The following is a 14,962-nucleotide window of genomic DNA, read 5'->3' on the forward strand; positions in this document are numbered from 1 at the left end:
ATATGCAAAAGGAATTCAAAGTGCAAGGTATCACTTGCGTGCATTGTGTCGATAAAATCGAGAAATTTGTCGGTGAGATTGATGGTGTGGGCCATATTGATGTTGATGTGGATAAAAAGCTTGTTGCTGTTACATTTCAAGCCCCTGCAGATGAAAAGGGCATTATTGCAGCGATTGAAGATGCTGGATATGAAGTGGGTTGATGGAGCGATTTCTTAAGAGGTTTTATCCTTATATCCGGAATTATTATGGCTATTTTTTTATCGCCTTTTTGGCTACGATCTTAACGGCTGCTTGCACAGCTTGGGGGACTTATCTAGTCAAGCCTGTCTTAGATGATATTTTTATCAAAAAAGACACACATATGCTTGTGATACTCCCATTTTTGGTCGTTTTGGCGTATCTGGGGAAGAGCTTGGGTATGTATGTGCAGACATATTTTATGGACTATATTGGCTTAGATGTAGTCAGAAAAGTGCGCGATCGTATGCTTGAGTGTCTTTTGGCTTTGGAGATGGAATTTTTTAACAAAATCCGCAGTGGCGAGCTGATTGCGCGGATTACCCACGATATTGGACTTATCAGGGCGAGTGTGTCTAATTATTTGGCTGAATCCTTACGCGAATCGCTCACTGTGATTGGTCTGGTTGGGGTGGTGATTTATCAAAGTCCTAAGCTTGCTGTGGTGGGGCTTGTGATCATGCCTTTGGCAGTTTATCCTCTTTCTAGGATTATCAAAAGAATCAAAAATATTTCCAAACTCAATCAAGAAAAAAACTCCGATATCACAGCCAAGCTTTCTGAGATATTCAATAATATTGAGATTATCAAGGCAAGCAATGGCGAGGAATTGGAGAAAAAGAACTTTGCAAGCGAGAATCATAAGTTTTTTAAATTGGGACTAAAGGTCACAATCATAGGGCAGCTCTCCTCGCCTTTGATGGAGCTTTTGGGGTCGATTGCGATTGCGTTTGTCATTTATTTGGGTGGGAGTGAGGTGATTGAGGGGAAAATGAGTGCGGGGGCATTTTTTTCTTTTATCACAGCACTTTTTATGCTCTATACCCCCATCAAGCGCTTAGTCAGTATCGCATCAGCTTGGCAAGAGGCGTTGGTCGCAGGGGATAGGATTTTTGAGATTTTAGACAGAGAGCCACAGATTAAAGATGGCAAAAAAGAGCTATGCCCTCCTATTGAGTGTATTCGTGTGGATAATGTGTCTTTGCAGTATGCTGCTACAGAGGTTTTGAGTCATGTGAATCTTGAAATGCATAAAAATGAAATCATTGCTTTTGTGGGTAAAAGTGGGAGTGGGAAAAGCTCTTTAGTTAATTTGCTGCTTCGCCTTTATGAAGTGTCTAGTGGTTGTATCTCCATCAATGGCACGCCCTTGAGTGCTTATACGCAAAAAAGTATTCGGGATAATGTCGCTATTGTGACACAAAGGATTTTTATATTCAATGATAGCATTGCTGCTAATGTGGCCTATGGGTGCGATATTGATACAGATAAGGTGATTTATAGTCTGAAAAAGGCTCAAGTATGGGACTTTATCTCTTCGCTTCCAGAGGGGATTTGGACGATTTTAGATGAATTTGGGGCAAACTTAAGTGGGGGGCAGCGCCAAAGGATCGCCATTGCGCGAGCGATTTATAAAAATCCTGAGGTGTTAATTCTTGATGAGGCGACTTCAGCTTTGGACGCTAAGACAGAAGAAGCGATTAAAAGCACGATTGCAGATATTAGAAAAGACAAGATTATTATTCTCATCGCCCATCGCCCTAGCACAATTGAGCTAGCTGATAAGGTCTATCATTTTGAAAATGGCAACATATCGCTTCTGACCTCCTAAGCATAAGAGATTCCCAAGAGAGATTCTAAGAGTTTTATGCTTTTTGATACTTTTGTGCTTGATGGGAGGGCGCGAGATACACAAGCAAGATATCCAAGCAAAATACCAAGTAGGGTTTAAGAAAAAATCATTAAAATAACGAAAAATAATAAAATTGATACAGAGATAAGGGCTGATGAAATTCCACTTGAGTTTAGATACTTTTGTCATTTCTGATAGTCACTTTGGGCATAAGGCTATTTTGAAAAAGGAGCCTTCACGCAGTGTTTTGGCTAAGCAGATGGGGTTTGAAGATTTCAATACTTTGAGCGTGCATTTATGGAATACTCAAGTCAAAGAGGGGGATTTTATCTTGCATTTGGGGGATTTGTATTTCAAAAATGGTTGGCAGTATCTCTCAGGGCTTGCAGGTCAAAAAAGACTGCTAGTGGGGAATAATGACTTGAAAAAATACACGCGCTTAAAAGATTATCCTGATTGGAAGATTTGTCGTAAGATCCAGCTAAAGATTGCAGGCAAAAATAAAATCTATCACAAACTTGAATCCAAATATGGAAAGGGGATTTGGAAAAATAAGCTTTTGAATACTATCGTGGCTGATTTGGGGAGTGAGCGTGTGATGTTTAGTCATTTTCCTGTGATCGATAGAAAGAAAAATGACAACTATGCTTCTACAAGGGATATACTTGATGATATTTTTAGGCTTTGTGATTGTTCGATCAATATACACGGACATACCCACTCTCGGAATACAAAAGATCCATTTTGTTTAAATGTGAGTGGGGAAAATATAGGTTTTAGTCCGATGAGAATTCAAGATGTGCTTGCTTTGCGGCCATAAAGTCAATCTTTAATCCCGATTTATCAGCACTGATTGTAGCCTCGCCGCCATTTTTAAGCGCACCAAATAAAATCGCTTCACTGAGCTGGTGTTTGATTTCATTGTCGATGATTTTGCGGATTTCTCTAGCGCCTAAGGCAGTGTCGATACTTCTTGAGGCGATATTTTTCAAGGCTTTGGTATTGATCTGGAGAGAAATATTTTTTTCTTTGAGCCCTTCATTGAGAGTATGGATATATTTTTTAGCAATTTTTTCAAATTCCTTTTCACCTAAGGGCATAAATGGGATACTCGCATCAAGGCGTGAGCGGAATTCAGGGCTGAATATATCTTTGAGTGCGTTTGTATGCTTATTGTTTTGTGTGTTCATGAAACCTAGGGGGTTGTTGGTCTGGCTTCCGGCATTGGAGGTCATGATTAAAATCACATTTTTAAAATCAGCCTTGTTTCCGATGTTGTCTGTCAAGGTCGCACTATCCATAATCTGCAAGAGGATATTATAAATATCTGAGTGGGCTTTTTCGATTTCATCAAGGAGCAGAACACAATGTGGGTGCTTTTTAATCAGATCGACCATCAAGCCCCCTTGCTCAAAGCCAACATAGCCCGCAGGCGCACCAATGAGTCTAGATACACTATGAGCTTCCATATATTCACTCATATCAAACTTTTCAAAATGCAGTCCTAGTGCGTGTGCGAGCTCTTTGCTTAGCTCTGTTTTGCCTACACCACTTGGCCCTACAAACAAAAAGCTCCCAATGGGTCGATGGGGGCTTCCGAGTCCAGCTTTGTTTGTTTTGATCGCTTGAGTGAGGGCGTCGATAGCTTGGTCTTGAGCGAAAATCTTTGATTTGAGTTTGGAGCTAAGGGTTTTGAGTAGATCTCTTTCTGTGGCGCTCACTTGGGATTTGGGGATATGGACACTTTTAGAGATGATAGCTTCAATGTCTTGTTTGGTGATGGTTTTGCTCTTTTTGTCTGTGTATATTTTTCTGTTTGCTCCCACTTCGTCCATAATATCGATAGCCTTATCGGGCAAGAATCTGCCACTGATATAGCGGCTAGAGAGATCAACGCAAGCGTGCAGGGCTTCTTGAGTGTAGGAGATATTGTGGTATTTTTCATAGATGGGGGCTAGCCCTTGTATGATTTGGTAGCAAGATTGTATATCAGGTTCATTGACTTCTACTTTGCAAAAGCGCCTTGAAAGTGCCTTGTCTTTGTCAAAATGGCTTTTGTATTCGCTAAAAGTTGTTGCGCCAATGCAGCGTAGTGAGCCACTAGCAAGCATGGGCTTGAGGAGATTAGAAGCGTCTAAACTGCTTCCAGAGGTCGCTCCTGCACCGATGATGGTATGGATTTCATCGATAAAAAGCACTGCTTGGGGGATTTGTTCGATTTCTGAAAGGATACCTTTGAGGCGCTTTTCAAAATCCCCCCGATACTTGCTTCCAGCTAGCATACCTCCTAAATCCAGTGCAAAGATTTGGCAAGATTGCAGAGCTTTTGGGACTCTTTTGTGCGCGATTTCAAGGGCAATACCCTCAGCAATGGCAGTTTTGCCCACGCCCGGTTCGCCGATAAGGATTGGGTTGTTTTTTTTGCGTCGGCATAAGATTTCACTGACGCGTTTGATTTCTTCATTGCGTCCGATCACGGGGTCAATCTTGCCATTTTTAGCCATATCGATGAGATTTTTGGCATATTTATTCAGATAGCTTTCTGTGTCTGAAAGGATTTGTGATTTGTTTTCATCGCTGAGTTGCTCTAAAATATCTAGGCGCGTGATCCCTTGGGAGAGGAGGAGCTTGGTGGTGTAGCTGTCTTGTTCTTGAAAGATAAAAGCAAGCAAATCGCCGACTTCTAGGACTTTTTGATTGGAGTTTGTGGCGTGTTCGATCATGGCTGTGAAGACTCTGTCTAAAGCAGGGGTTTGGGAGGGCAGGGAAACTTTAGCAGATGTGGATATGGGGATATGGTTGGATAGATAAACACGGATAAATTTTTCCATTTGGAGTATATTGACACCACAAGATTTGAGTAATTTTTCGCCCTTTTTATTAGCCAATAGGGCTAAAAAAAGATGTTCGATTGTCAAAAGTTCGTGTTTCATCTCTCTAGCGATTTCAACAGCGTCATTGATGGTTTGAGTCAAGTTGGGACTGATGAGATGGTTCAAATGTTGCTCCTAGTTGAGGTCTTGAGTGATGATTTTTAGGGGGAAGTGGTGGGCTTGTGCGCTCATTTTTGCACTTTTGGCTTTGAATTCAGCGATATCATAAGGATAGATACCACAGACCCCGCTCCCGCTCCGATGGACATTGAGCATGATTTCAGTGGCTTGGTTGTAGGACTTTTCAAAGATATCCATTAAAATTTTGATAACAAATTCCATTGTCGTATAATCATCATTGAGTAAGATGACTTTAGACATTTTGGGTTCTTGCAAAAAAAGTTCGACTTCAGTTTGTGTATTGATTTGTGCCATCAGTTCTTGAATCCTCTTGTTGATTGTCTATAATTTTACCAAATTTTATTAACTGATTTGAAGGACAAAAAATGAAGAAATTATTTGTCAGTGCCACAAATACACATATTGGCAAGACCTATGCTAGCTGCTTGTTGAGCGAGTTTTGCAATCAAAGGGGGATAAAAACTATCGTGCTAAAGCCTATTGAAACGGGCAATCAAGAGGGCGTGGTGCTTGATTGTCATATCCATTGGGAGCAAGGGAAGAGGGTGCTGCCTGATTTGTGCTTAGAAGATGTGAATTTTTATCGTTATACCCTGCCTGCTTCGCCTTTTGTCGCGCAAGCAGCAGAGTCAGAAGCTTTGAGGGTGGATTTTGCCTATATCAAGCAAAAAGTTGATACAATGGCTGCCCGTTGTGATTTTGTCATTATCGAAGGGGCAGGGGGGATTATGGTGCCTATAGATGCATATTCTTGTATGATTGACTTGGCAGAGTATTTGGATACGCATTTGTTGCTAGTGAGTGGGGATAGGCTTGGTATGATCAATGATTTGCTTTTGAATCGAGAATTTTTGACCTCTAGGGGTATCCCGACTACTTATGCGCTCAATATTCGAGATTTTGTATCTTATCAGACAATCAGCAAGCCTTATATCGACTATCTCAATCATACCTCTCCTGATACAATCTACACTCTCCAGACACAGCTTGATACGATTGTCAATGCAGTATTTTGTTCATCTAAAAATTAATTTTATTAACGATTGGAGTAATATAATAAATCAAAAGTTTATTTTCAGAGCAGCTTTTAATAGCGAGGTCAAAACAGATAGGGGAATCATTGAAGGCACAGGGTTTGGGGAAAAAATATCGCAAGATTAATGTCTATGAGGCGACACAAGAAAGACTCGAATTTATTTTTGCGCATTTTGAGCGCGTTATTGTGAGCTTTTCTGGGGGCAAAGATAGTGGTGTGATGTTGAATTTGGTCTTGGATTATCTCAAAAAGCATAAGATTAAAAAAAAGATTATTTTACTTTTTATCGATTTGGAAGCGCAATACACTTACACAATCCAATATATCCAGCGTATGATAGCTGCTAATAGGGAGTATTTGGAGGTGCATTGGTGTTGCTTGCCTTTGAATTTGCGTAATGCGACAAGTGTGTTTGATCCTTTTTGGACTTGCTGGGATAGTGAAAATACTGATAAATGGGTGCGTGAATACCCTAAGCAGGGCTCTCCTAAAAAGGATTTTTATGTCTGGACTGCAGCAAATCACCCTTTTGATTTTTTTGTCCCAAAAATGGAGTTTGAAGAATTTACTGCGGAGTTCTTGAAATATTGCGGTAGAGATGGGAAGATGACAGCTTGCTTGGTGGGGATCAGGGCTGATGAGAGTTTCAATCGTTTCAGGACGATTGCCTCAAGGACTAAAAGGACTCTTTATGGCAAGCAATACACGACACAAGTGGGCAAAGATACGCATATTTATAATGTCTATCCCATTTATGACTGGACAACTGAAGATGTATGGATAGGCAATTATCGTTTCAAATGGGATTATAATGAATTGTATGATTTGTTTTATCGGGCGGGTGTTCCCCTTTCGATGATGCGAATCTGTCAGCCTTATGGCGATGACCAAAAAAATGGCTTGAATCTTTTCCGTATTATCGAGCCCAAAACTTGGATTGGTGTTGTCAATCGCGTGAGTGGGGCGAATTTTGGCAATATTTATTGCAAGGATAAAATTGTCGGTTATTATGATGTCAAGCTACCGAGTGGGCATACTTGGAAGAGCTATACTAAAATGCTTTTATCGACCTTGCCTAGAGGCTTGAGAGAGCATTACACAGAACGTTTTATCAAGTTTATCCGTTATTGGCACAAAAAGGGCTGTTATATCAGCGAAGAGGGGAGGAAACTAGAGGGGGTCAAGTCCAAAAATAGGCTCAATTCTAGGGGCAAGGAGCTTTTTGTCTTTACAAAAATCCTTGATTGTGCGCCCAAAAAGATTGAAGCAGCCAAAGAAGCCCTGACTTGGAAGCGTATGGCTGTTTGTATCATCAAAAATGATGTGTTGTGCCGTGGTCTGAGCTTTGGTCAGACTAAAGAGCAACGTTATAAGGTCGCTAAGATTATGGAAAAATATCAAAAACTTTAAAATTTATTCAAGGAAAACAATCGATGGAAACATTATCTCCCCAATTCCCCCAAGGCTTTAAATCCCCTGTGTATCGAGTCATGGCCGTGCCATTTGAAAAAATCCACTCCAATGCTTATAATCCCAATCATATCGCTACACCTGAGATGGTCTTGCTCTATCAGTCCATACTCAATGATGGCTATACAATGCCTATTGTGTGCTATTACATCAGCTCTGATGATACATATGAAATTGTTGATGGTTTCCATCGATATTTAATCATGCGCGAACATCGGGATATTTATGAGCGTGAGGGTGGGCTTTTGCCTGTTGTGGTGATCGATAAAGATATTTCCCATCGCATGGCCTCTACGATTCGGCACAATCGCGCTAGAGGGAGCCACTCTGTGGAATTAATGCAAAAGATTGTATCAGAGCTGATTGAGGGAGGGAAAAGCGATGAGTGGATCATTAAAAATATCGGTATGGATTCTGATGAATTGCTGCGCTTGAAGCAAGTGAGTGGGCTGAGTTCGCTTTTTTCTGATAAAGAGTTTTCTAAAAGCTGGGTCGTGTGATGTGTTATAATTTTGCCCTTAAGGGCTAAGGGCAGCAAGGACAGCTTTGAGAGCTATCAGTGATAGCCTTGAATCAGTGATAGGAGTTTAGGTGGAGTCGCAGATAAAAGAAGCTTTAAGTATTCAGCAAGCAGCGGCATTGTCAAATTTATCCATTAAAAATATTCGGCGTGAGGTTGCAAGCAATTCATTTTTATCTCTACGCAAAAATGGCAAGATTTTAGTCGATAGAGATTCGTTCATGGCTTGGCAAAATCAGCAATCCCATCTCCAAAGAGAGCATACAAACTCCAAAAGGCGCCCTGATTGGGGCAAACAAAATAAGCAAAATAGGCAAAATGATAGGGTGCATTGGATTGAAATCGAGCAAGAAATGAGGGAAATTGATGGTTGGAAAACAGAGCTTGATCATCGGTTCAATTGCATTGATTTGTTTTCAGGCGCAGGGGGGCTTTCTTGTGGTCTGATGATGGCTGGGTTTGGGCCATTGGCTAGTGCTGAAATCATGCCCGAGGCCATTGAAACATATCAGAATAATTTTAAGCATTTTAGAGGTCAGCACAAGGATTTTGTTTTCAAAGACATCACACAAGATAGAGTCAAGCAAGATTTAATCAATTCTGTGCGACCATATCATATACATTTGATTGCAGGGGGCTTCCCTTGTCAGGGCTTTTCGATGGCAGGTCATCGGATCGTTTGCGATCAGAGAAATTCTTTGTATTTAGAGATGTTAGATGTCGTGAGTAAAATATTGCCTGATTTTGTGCTGATGGAAAATGTCGAGGGTTTGCGCTCTATGTTGGGCGGGGAGATTGAGAAAAAAATCATCGAAGATTATAAAAAAATCGGATATGCAATCAATATAACCACGCTCAATGCTGCTGATTATGGTGTCCCGCAGACTCGCAAACGCGTTATTTTTATCGGTAATAAATTGGGCTTGACAAACTACCACCCCAAGCCATTTTTGCCCCCTCAAAACCATAAAACCGTAGCAGATGCTGTGGGCAGATTTGTCGATATGCCAGAGGATAAATCCATCAACCATATCATGACCAAGCACGCCCCTGATATGCTAGAGCGGATCAAGAAATTAGAGATAGGCAAAAGTCTTTATGGGAATTATAGCGACGCTTGGAAAAAGGTGGCTTGGGATAAGCCATCTTGCACGGTTAAAGAAAATCACGGCGGGGTGAATATCCACCCTTTACTCAATCGAGTGATGACCCCTAGAGAATTAGCAGCTTTGCAGAGTTTCCCTGATGATTTTATCTTTTATGGTTCTAAAAAATGGCAATTGGTCCAAATCGGCAATGCTGTCCCGCCATTATTGGGAAAAGCCATCGGCCTAGCCATCATCAAATCTCTCAAAGAACGCACATGAATCAATACGCACACCATTGCAGATGGGTCAAGGATAAAATCACTGAATTTGCAACGACTATATTTAAAGTTTATGGCAATGAACTCGTGCTAAAACTAGAGGATTATAATTTATTGAGTAATGAAAATAATTGCCTTGAAAGCTCCACAGCGCTAGGTTTTATCATCGAGGAATTTTTGATTTCAAAACTCGAAGTATTCACTCAAGACAATAAGGATTTTTGTATCAAAAGAGCTATAGATAATACAGCCATAAATCATAGCTATGACTGCTATTGCAAATATAAAGATATATTGTTTATGATCAATATTAAAACAGAAAAAAATAGTTCAAATAATAATGCAATATCAGCTATAAATATATTACATAATGACTATTGCAGTGATAAGGAGCAGATAAAGGCATATTTGGTATTTAAAGTTTATTACAAATATGGTCTTTCAAGGCGCAAACAAGAAAGGGCTTTGATTATCCAAAATATAGATACTTTTTATTTAGAAGAGATTGATTTTAGTGCAGGACATAAGCAAGATTATAGAAATTGGAGTGGGGTTTTTAAAGGACAATCTGGCAGATTGCAAATTAGCAAGAAGTTCAAACAAGATAATCAAGTAGATTTTCAGAAAATCTCTTATGAGATTACTTATAATTTTATCCAAGGGATATTTGAGTCTTGCTAGGTGCTTTGCACACCATTGCAAGGGCAATTTTGCAATATTTTATCTTGCCTTGCCCTTAGCTTTCGTAGTCTAATCTGCTGATAGATTCTATCAAATCTACGCTTTTGAGCGATAGTGCTATGACTCTTAAAAGTAGGTCATAGATATAGCGAGAGCCTTTGAATAGGTTTGGGTTGTTTGGGATTTTGGCTTTGTTGCCTGTTTTGTCTGCACGTGTGATTTCATAACGTTCGATGATCCAATCAATCGCAGATTTTTGATTTAGCACATAGTCATAGGCTCTTTTGGGGATACCACATATTTTTATGTCTTTGTTGTAGTAAATCTCGCTCCCATCTTTGCTTTTTGTCATTTTATGGACATAAAAATATGCATCTTCTCTTGAATCAAGCAATATATCGCCATTGCTTGGAGTGAATTTCTCGCCATTTTCATAGTTTAGATGTAAGTCGGCTAATGTTTTCCCTAGTTTGGAGAGTTCTTTAAAGTCTTTGCTGAAAGGCACTCTTGGATCGTCTTTGCTGAGTTCGGCTTTGTGTTCTCTCAAAAAGCCTTTGTGATTAAAAATCGCATAGATATAATAAAAAATATCTTCCTCGCTGATATTTTTATCTTGATAATGATTTCTGAACTGCTCTAAGCCCCAATGGCTGATGGCGTATTGCTTTTCAAGCGCTTGCTCCTCTCTCTCTCTCTCTCTCTCTCTCTCTTAGTAGCAGCATTTAAAATATTAGAGTCAGGAGATTTGCCATATTGATAGAGCGGATAGGCTTGATAGTCGGTTAACACGCTGTAATCTGGCATTGAGTTTAAAATCAAAGCATTTGAATCGGCTATGCAAATAACTAGATTTTCAGATTCTGCTGTTGGGAAAATCTTGTTCATTTGATGGTGTCTGTGGTTCCAAGTTTTATCGTAGTATAAATAAGATTTCACAAAGGGGCGATAGGTGGCAATTCTGATTTTTTCTTTTGAAAAATTTTCAATTTCTTTATTGTTTATAAGTTTATTTTTTAAAGCATCAGTCCAAGAAATTTGGCTTTCATCTGTGGATATTTCATCGCTTGTTAGCATTTTGTATAAATCGCTAGATTTTACGCCCTTATGCTTTTCTCTAAAGGCGTTGCTATCAAAGTTAGCTAGATTTTCATTATAAGTGTGGATACATTTTTCCATGGATTCTTTTAAAGTCGTTTGATCAAAATTCCATACCCAAGAGTCCCTAGCTCCTAAAAAGCCATTTGAATTGATACTAAAAATTATATTTTTGTTTTTGCTCTTTTTTAGCTTCAAAGGTAAAAATGTATAAAAATGTTCGTTGCGCTGATTGATCCAGTCACCTTTTTGGTTTGGTGTGATTTGTATAAAATCTATGTTTTCTATGCTTTTGTTTGTGCTTAAAAAATCTAGCTTTTTGATTCTGTCCCAATAATCGCCGACTTCGTAGTAATGGAGTGCATGGTCTTTTTTGACTTTGCTTTTGACTAGGAATAATAAAGCCACGCTTGCGCGCGAGCCAGAATCAAAAATTCCATCACCCTCTTGTTTTCTTAATTCGCCTTGTGTTCTTGCGTTGCCCCGAAGATTGACAATATAAATATCTTCAAACTCGTTAAATAGGCATTTTCTGAATCCATCTGCTGATTTAGCGTCGATGAATCCTCCATTGACAACAAAGCCAATGACTCCCCAGCCCTCTTTAAGTACGCGATCGCTAGCCATACGAATTGCTTGGATCAATGTATCGCGTGTATTTTTAGCTGATTGTGCTGCGGAGTCTTTACCATAGGTTTCTCTGATGTGGCTTTCTAGCTTGGGGTGTGGGAAGTTGGCATTATTATCATTTTGGGATTTTTGTCCACTTGAATAGGGGGGATTGCCGATGAAAACTTGTATAGATTCGGTGTTGATGTAGTCTTGAGTCTTTTTGTTTTCTAATAAGTCTTTGTAGTAATCGCTGAAAAGTCCATAATCTTGCTTGTCTTCTAGGTAGTTGAGGGAGTCTGCTAGGGCTATGTGGGCGAATTGGGCGAGATTTGGATCTCTGTTTTGGGCTGTTTGGGTGATATTGATGAGGGCGATGTAGTAGGCTAGGATATTGATGTCTTGGGCGTAGATTCCGTTGTTGAATCTGTCTTTTAGGTTTGGCGTGGCGATGAGGTCGTTATCAGAGCTTAAGAGCCTAGCGATGAAAGCGCCTGTGCCTGTGAAGGCGTCAAAGATTTTTACTTGCTTGTCGTTAAAATCTGTGCTGAAATGGCGCTTTAAGAGGGCGTTTGTGGAGTGTAGGATAAAGTCGATGACTTCAATGGGTGTATAGACTATGCCGAGTCGTTCGCTTTGCTTTTTAAAAGCTGTTTTGAAAAATGTATCGTATAGGTCTTTGATGAGTCTTTGTTTGTCGCTTTCGGTTTGGGCGATCGCTACATTTTCTTTGATACTTTTATAGAGCGTGTCAAGGCCTTTGAGTTCTTCGTTTTCTAATCCTAGGTCTTTTAGGCGATTGAACGCTAAGTCTAGGGCGTTGCCTATGGGGTTATGATTCATAGCTTCGCCAAAAATGGTATCAAAAATAGGCTTTGTAACGATATGAGAAGCTAGCATATCGATGGATTCGCTTTCTTTGATGTTTGGGTGTATGGCTTCTTGCAGGGATTTTACAAATTCACGCAAAATGTTTGGATTTTCTTTGAAATAGGCATTGAGCCGTAGGTTCAGGTCTTGGACTATCTTGCCTGTCTTGGCTGAAAAAGACTCCCAATAGTGTTTGTCGCCTAGCTTTGTTGGCAAGACATTATAAACGGCATCGGCTATGTCGTTTAGGGAGGTTTGTATCAAATCTAAATGCCCTTGCATGTGCTCTTTGGCTTCTTTTTGCTTTTGGGCTTTTTCTTTGTCTTTTTGTGCGTTTGTGGGCTTTTTGTCTGGATTTGTTTCATCGCTTGTGGAGTCGGCTAGTATGGTGGCAATTTTTATTTTTTCTTTAAAGCTCGCTTCGCTCACTAGGCTTTCATCGTGGCTTCTTAGGGCTTTTAAGATATTCCAAATGTTTTTAAAATTTGTATTATCCACGGCTTTATCGAGGTTTTTTATTTCAGCTTCGCTGAGGGCTATGGGGAGGATTATGTAGCCGATTTCTTTATTGGGCGCTTTACGCATGACACGCCCTACGGCTTGGATAATATCTACCATCGCTGAGCGGCCATCAAAGAAAACGACTGAATCAAGTGCTGGTATATCCACGCCCTCGCTTAGGCATTTTGCGTTTGTGATGAGTTCGCAAGTTTTGTCTTTTGTCTTTTCGAGTTCGCTTAATTTTTCAAATCGTGTATTGGCGTTCATCGTGCCATCTATGTGGTCTATGTGGATTGTGTGGTCTTTTGTCTTTGTTTTCATCTCTGTGTCATAGCAGTCGATGATTGTCTGAAAACTTTCTTTGATATTTTTAGATGTGGCGATATTGCGGCAGAAGTTTAGAGCCCTTTGGCTTGGGGTCTTGTCTGTGTCTGTGATATAGGCATTATCGTTTTGATCGGTAGAGTCTAGTATCTTTAGATCGCTTTTTACTAGCCCTTTGTGTGTGCCGATGATTTTGCAAACAAAATCCAAATCGACTAATTTTTCATTGAGCTTGCTCATGCCGCTTGCTTTGAGCTTTGCAATGGCGTTGTTTGCTATTTGTGTGTAGGTTTCTTTTTTGATGGTTAAAATGATGACTTTATAATCGGTCAATAGCTTTTCTCTGACAGCTCTGTCAAATCGTATTTCATAGATAGATTTGCCAAAAATAGCTTCATCGTCCATTGAAAAAACTTCATTGTCTTTTTCAGCGGCCTTTGTTTTTTGCTTATCGCTGTAGATTTTGGGTGTTGCAGTCATATAGATTCGGCGTTTGGCATTGATCTTGTTATTATCGTGGCAAATGGTAAAGGCATTTTGGGTTTTTATGTCATTTTCTTCTTGCCCTTTGATGATACTTGTATAAAGAGCGCCTACGCTTCTATGGGCTTCATCGCAGATGATTAAATCGATTTGTGGGAGCTTGTTTTGTGGGTCTAGGTTTTGGGCTTCTTGGATCCGTTGGACTGATTGATATGTGCTGAAAATAATGAATCGTTCTTGATTGCTCTGAGCCTTTTTATAGGCTTCTATAATTGCTCTTGGATTTGTCGAGGGAGGAAGGGGGAGTTCGCTTGGGTCTAGGTCGTCTTCGCCTCTTGCTGCTGTGGAGTCTGAGCAGATGACACAGGCAGTAAAGTTTTGACTCTTTTGTGCTGTGTATTCTCTGAGTGTTTGACCCACTAGCGCGATACTTGGGGCTAAAAAAAGCGTGATAGAATCTTTAGGGTTTGTTAGCATTTCAACGCTTTTGAGTGAAACAAAGGTTTTGCCCGTGCCACAAGCCATAATGAGCTTACCTCGTGTATTTTTTGGGTCTTTAAAATAGCTATCTAGGGCACTAAGGACTTCTTTTTGGTGGTTTAGGGGTGTTTTTCTAGCGTGGAGTTTGATGTCTTTGTCTTTTTCTGGGTCGAATAAATCCCAATCAATGCTAGAATATAAAAAATCTTGGAGCGTGATGAGTTCTAAGGGCATATGCTTATTGATTTGATAAATCTCGTTTTGTATGTGTTGGTTCAAATCGCAGGTGACAATGAGTATGCCTTTTGAAAATTTAATATCGCCTACGCCACTTTGAAGTTTTGTAAAATATGAAGTGAGGTCGTTTAATTTGAGCTCACTTTTCATATAAAATTTGCACTGCACAGCCACAAACTCGCCATCTTTTGTTTCAGCAACAATGTCTATGCCCGTGTCTTTGCCATCTCTATGCTCCCACTCGCCCCATAGCTTAATACTTTTATACTCACCTTGTGTGTTTTTTTCTTTCAATAAATGGACTGATATTTTCTCAAATATACCACCCTTTGTGCGATTACTAGCTTCTATAGCGCTGACTTTATCTAGGATTGTTTGAAATTGGCTCATAGAAATTGCTGTC

At 39.9% G+C, this 14,962-nt stretch carries 12 protein-coding genes; 8 read left to right on the forward strand and 4 right to left on the reverse strand.

Annotated features, from left to right (window positions below):
• The first annotated feature begins 2 nt into the window (after positions 1–2).
• From BKH46_RS05620 to BKH46_RS05630, 3 genes are all read left to right on the forward strand, one after another.
• Positions 3–203, forward strand: coding sequence for a copper ion binding protein (locus BKH46_RS05620; protein WP_095225860.1), 201 nt, complete (start codon positions 3–5; stop codon positions 201–203).
• A complete protein-coding gene (locus tag BKH46_RS05625; RefSeq protein ID WP_095225861.1) occupies positions 203–1,852 on the forward strand; it encodes an ABC transporter ATP-binding protein in 1,650 nt (549 codons plus the stop codon). The genes BKH46_RS05620 and BKH46_RS05625 overlap by 1 nt, the downstream gene beginning before the upstream one ends.
• A gap of 175 nt (positions 1,853–2,027) precedes the next feature.
• Positions 2,028–2,693 (forward strand): metallophosphoesterase, encoded by a 666-nt coding sequence (locus BKH46_RS05630; RefSeq protein ID WP_095225862.1) that lies wholly within the window; start codon positions 2,028–2,030, stop codon positions 2,691–2,693.
• On the opposite strand, the gene BKH46_RS05635 is transcribed toward BKH46_RS05630, so the two are convergent.
• Together BKH46_RS05635 and BKH46_RS05640 are read right to left on the reverse strand one after the other, a co-directional pair.
• Positions 2,650–4,872 (reverse strand): AAA family ATPase, encoded by a 2,223-nt coding sequence (locus BKH46_RS05635; protein WP_275542179.1) that lies wholly within the window; start codon positions 4,870–4,872, stop codon positions 2,650–2,652. The two genes, BKH46_RS05630 and BKH46_RS05635, sit on opposite strands and share 44 nt — an antisense overlap.
• A 9-nt stretch (positions 4,873–4,881) precedes the next feature.
• On the reverse strand, positions 4,882–5,181 hold the full coding sequence (locus BKH46_RS05640) for an ATP-dependent Clp protease adaptor ClpS (RefSeq protein WP_095225863.1): 300 nt from the start codon (positions 5,179–5,181) through the stop codon (positions 4,882–4,884).
• A gap of 71 nt (positions 5,182–5,252) precedes the next feature.
• Here BKH46_RS05640 and bioD point away from each other — a divergent pair, with 71 nt between their 5' ends.
• The 5 genes from bioD to BKH46_RS05665 all read left to right on the forward strand — a co-directional run bounded on the left by bioD (position 5,253) and on the right by BKH46_RS05665 (position 9,960).
• Complete coding sequence (gene bioD, locus BKH46_RS05645; protein WP_095225864.1) at positions 5,253–5,918, forward strand: dethiobiotin synthase; 666 nt, start codon at positions 5,253–5,255, stop codon at positions 5,916–5,918.
• A gap of 89 nt (positions 5,919–6,007) precedes the next feature.
• Positions 6,008–7,333 carry a DUF3440 domain-containing protein gene (locus tag BKH46_RS05650; RefSeq protein WP_095225865.1) on the forward strand — a complete coding sequence of 442 codons (1,326 nt, stop codon included), beginning with the start codon at positions 6,008–6,010 and terminating at the stop codon, positions 7,331–7,333.
• A 23-nt stretch (positions 7,334–7,356) separates the two neighbouring features.
• On the forward strand, positions 7,357–7,893 hold the full coding sequence (locus BKH46_RS05655; protein ID WP_095225866.1) for a ParB/RepB/Spo0J family partition protein: 537 nt from the start codon (positions 7,357–7,359) through the stop codon (positions 7,891–7,893).
• A 91-nt stretch (positions 7,894–7,984) separates the two neighbouring features.
• A complete protein-coding gene (locus BKH46_RS05660) occupies positions 7,985–9,280 on the forward strand; it encodes a DNA cytosine methyltransferase (RefSeq protein WP_216358702.1) in 1,296 nt (431 codons plus the stop codon).
• Positions 9,277–9,960, forward strand: a complete 684-nt coding sequence (locus BKH46_RS05665) for a hypothetical protein (protein WP_216358703.1) — start codon at positions 9,277–9,279, stop codon at positions 9,958–9,960. The genes BKH46_RS05660 and BKH46_RS05665 overlap by 4 nt, the downstream gene beginning before the upstream one ends.
• 55 nt (positions 9,961–10,015) lie before the next feature.
• Here BKH46_RS05665 and BKH46_RS09820 read toward each other — a convergent pair whose 3' ends face one another.
• The gene (locus tag BKH46_RS09820; protein ID WP_343286595.1) at positions 10,016–10,615 is read right to left on the reverse strand and encodes a type ISP restriction/modification enzyme; all 600 of its coding nucleotides are present in this window, start codon (positions 10,613–10,615) and stop codon (positions 10,016–10,018) included.
• Positions 10,597–14,949, reverse strand: coding sequence for a type ISP restriction/modification enzyme (locus BKH46_RS05670; RefSeq protein WP_343286593.1), 4,353 nt, complete (start codon positions 14,947–14,949; stop codon positions 10,597–10,599). Before BKH46_RS05670 ends, BKH46_RS09820 begins: the two co-directional genes overlap by 19 nt.
• Positions 14,950–14,962: the final 13 nt, after the last annotated feature.

The organism is Helicobacter sp. 12S02634-8 (genome assembly GCF_002272865.1).
Taxonomy (GTDB): Bacteria; Campylobacterota; Campylobacteria; order Campylobacterales; family Helicobacteraceae; genus Helicobacter_J.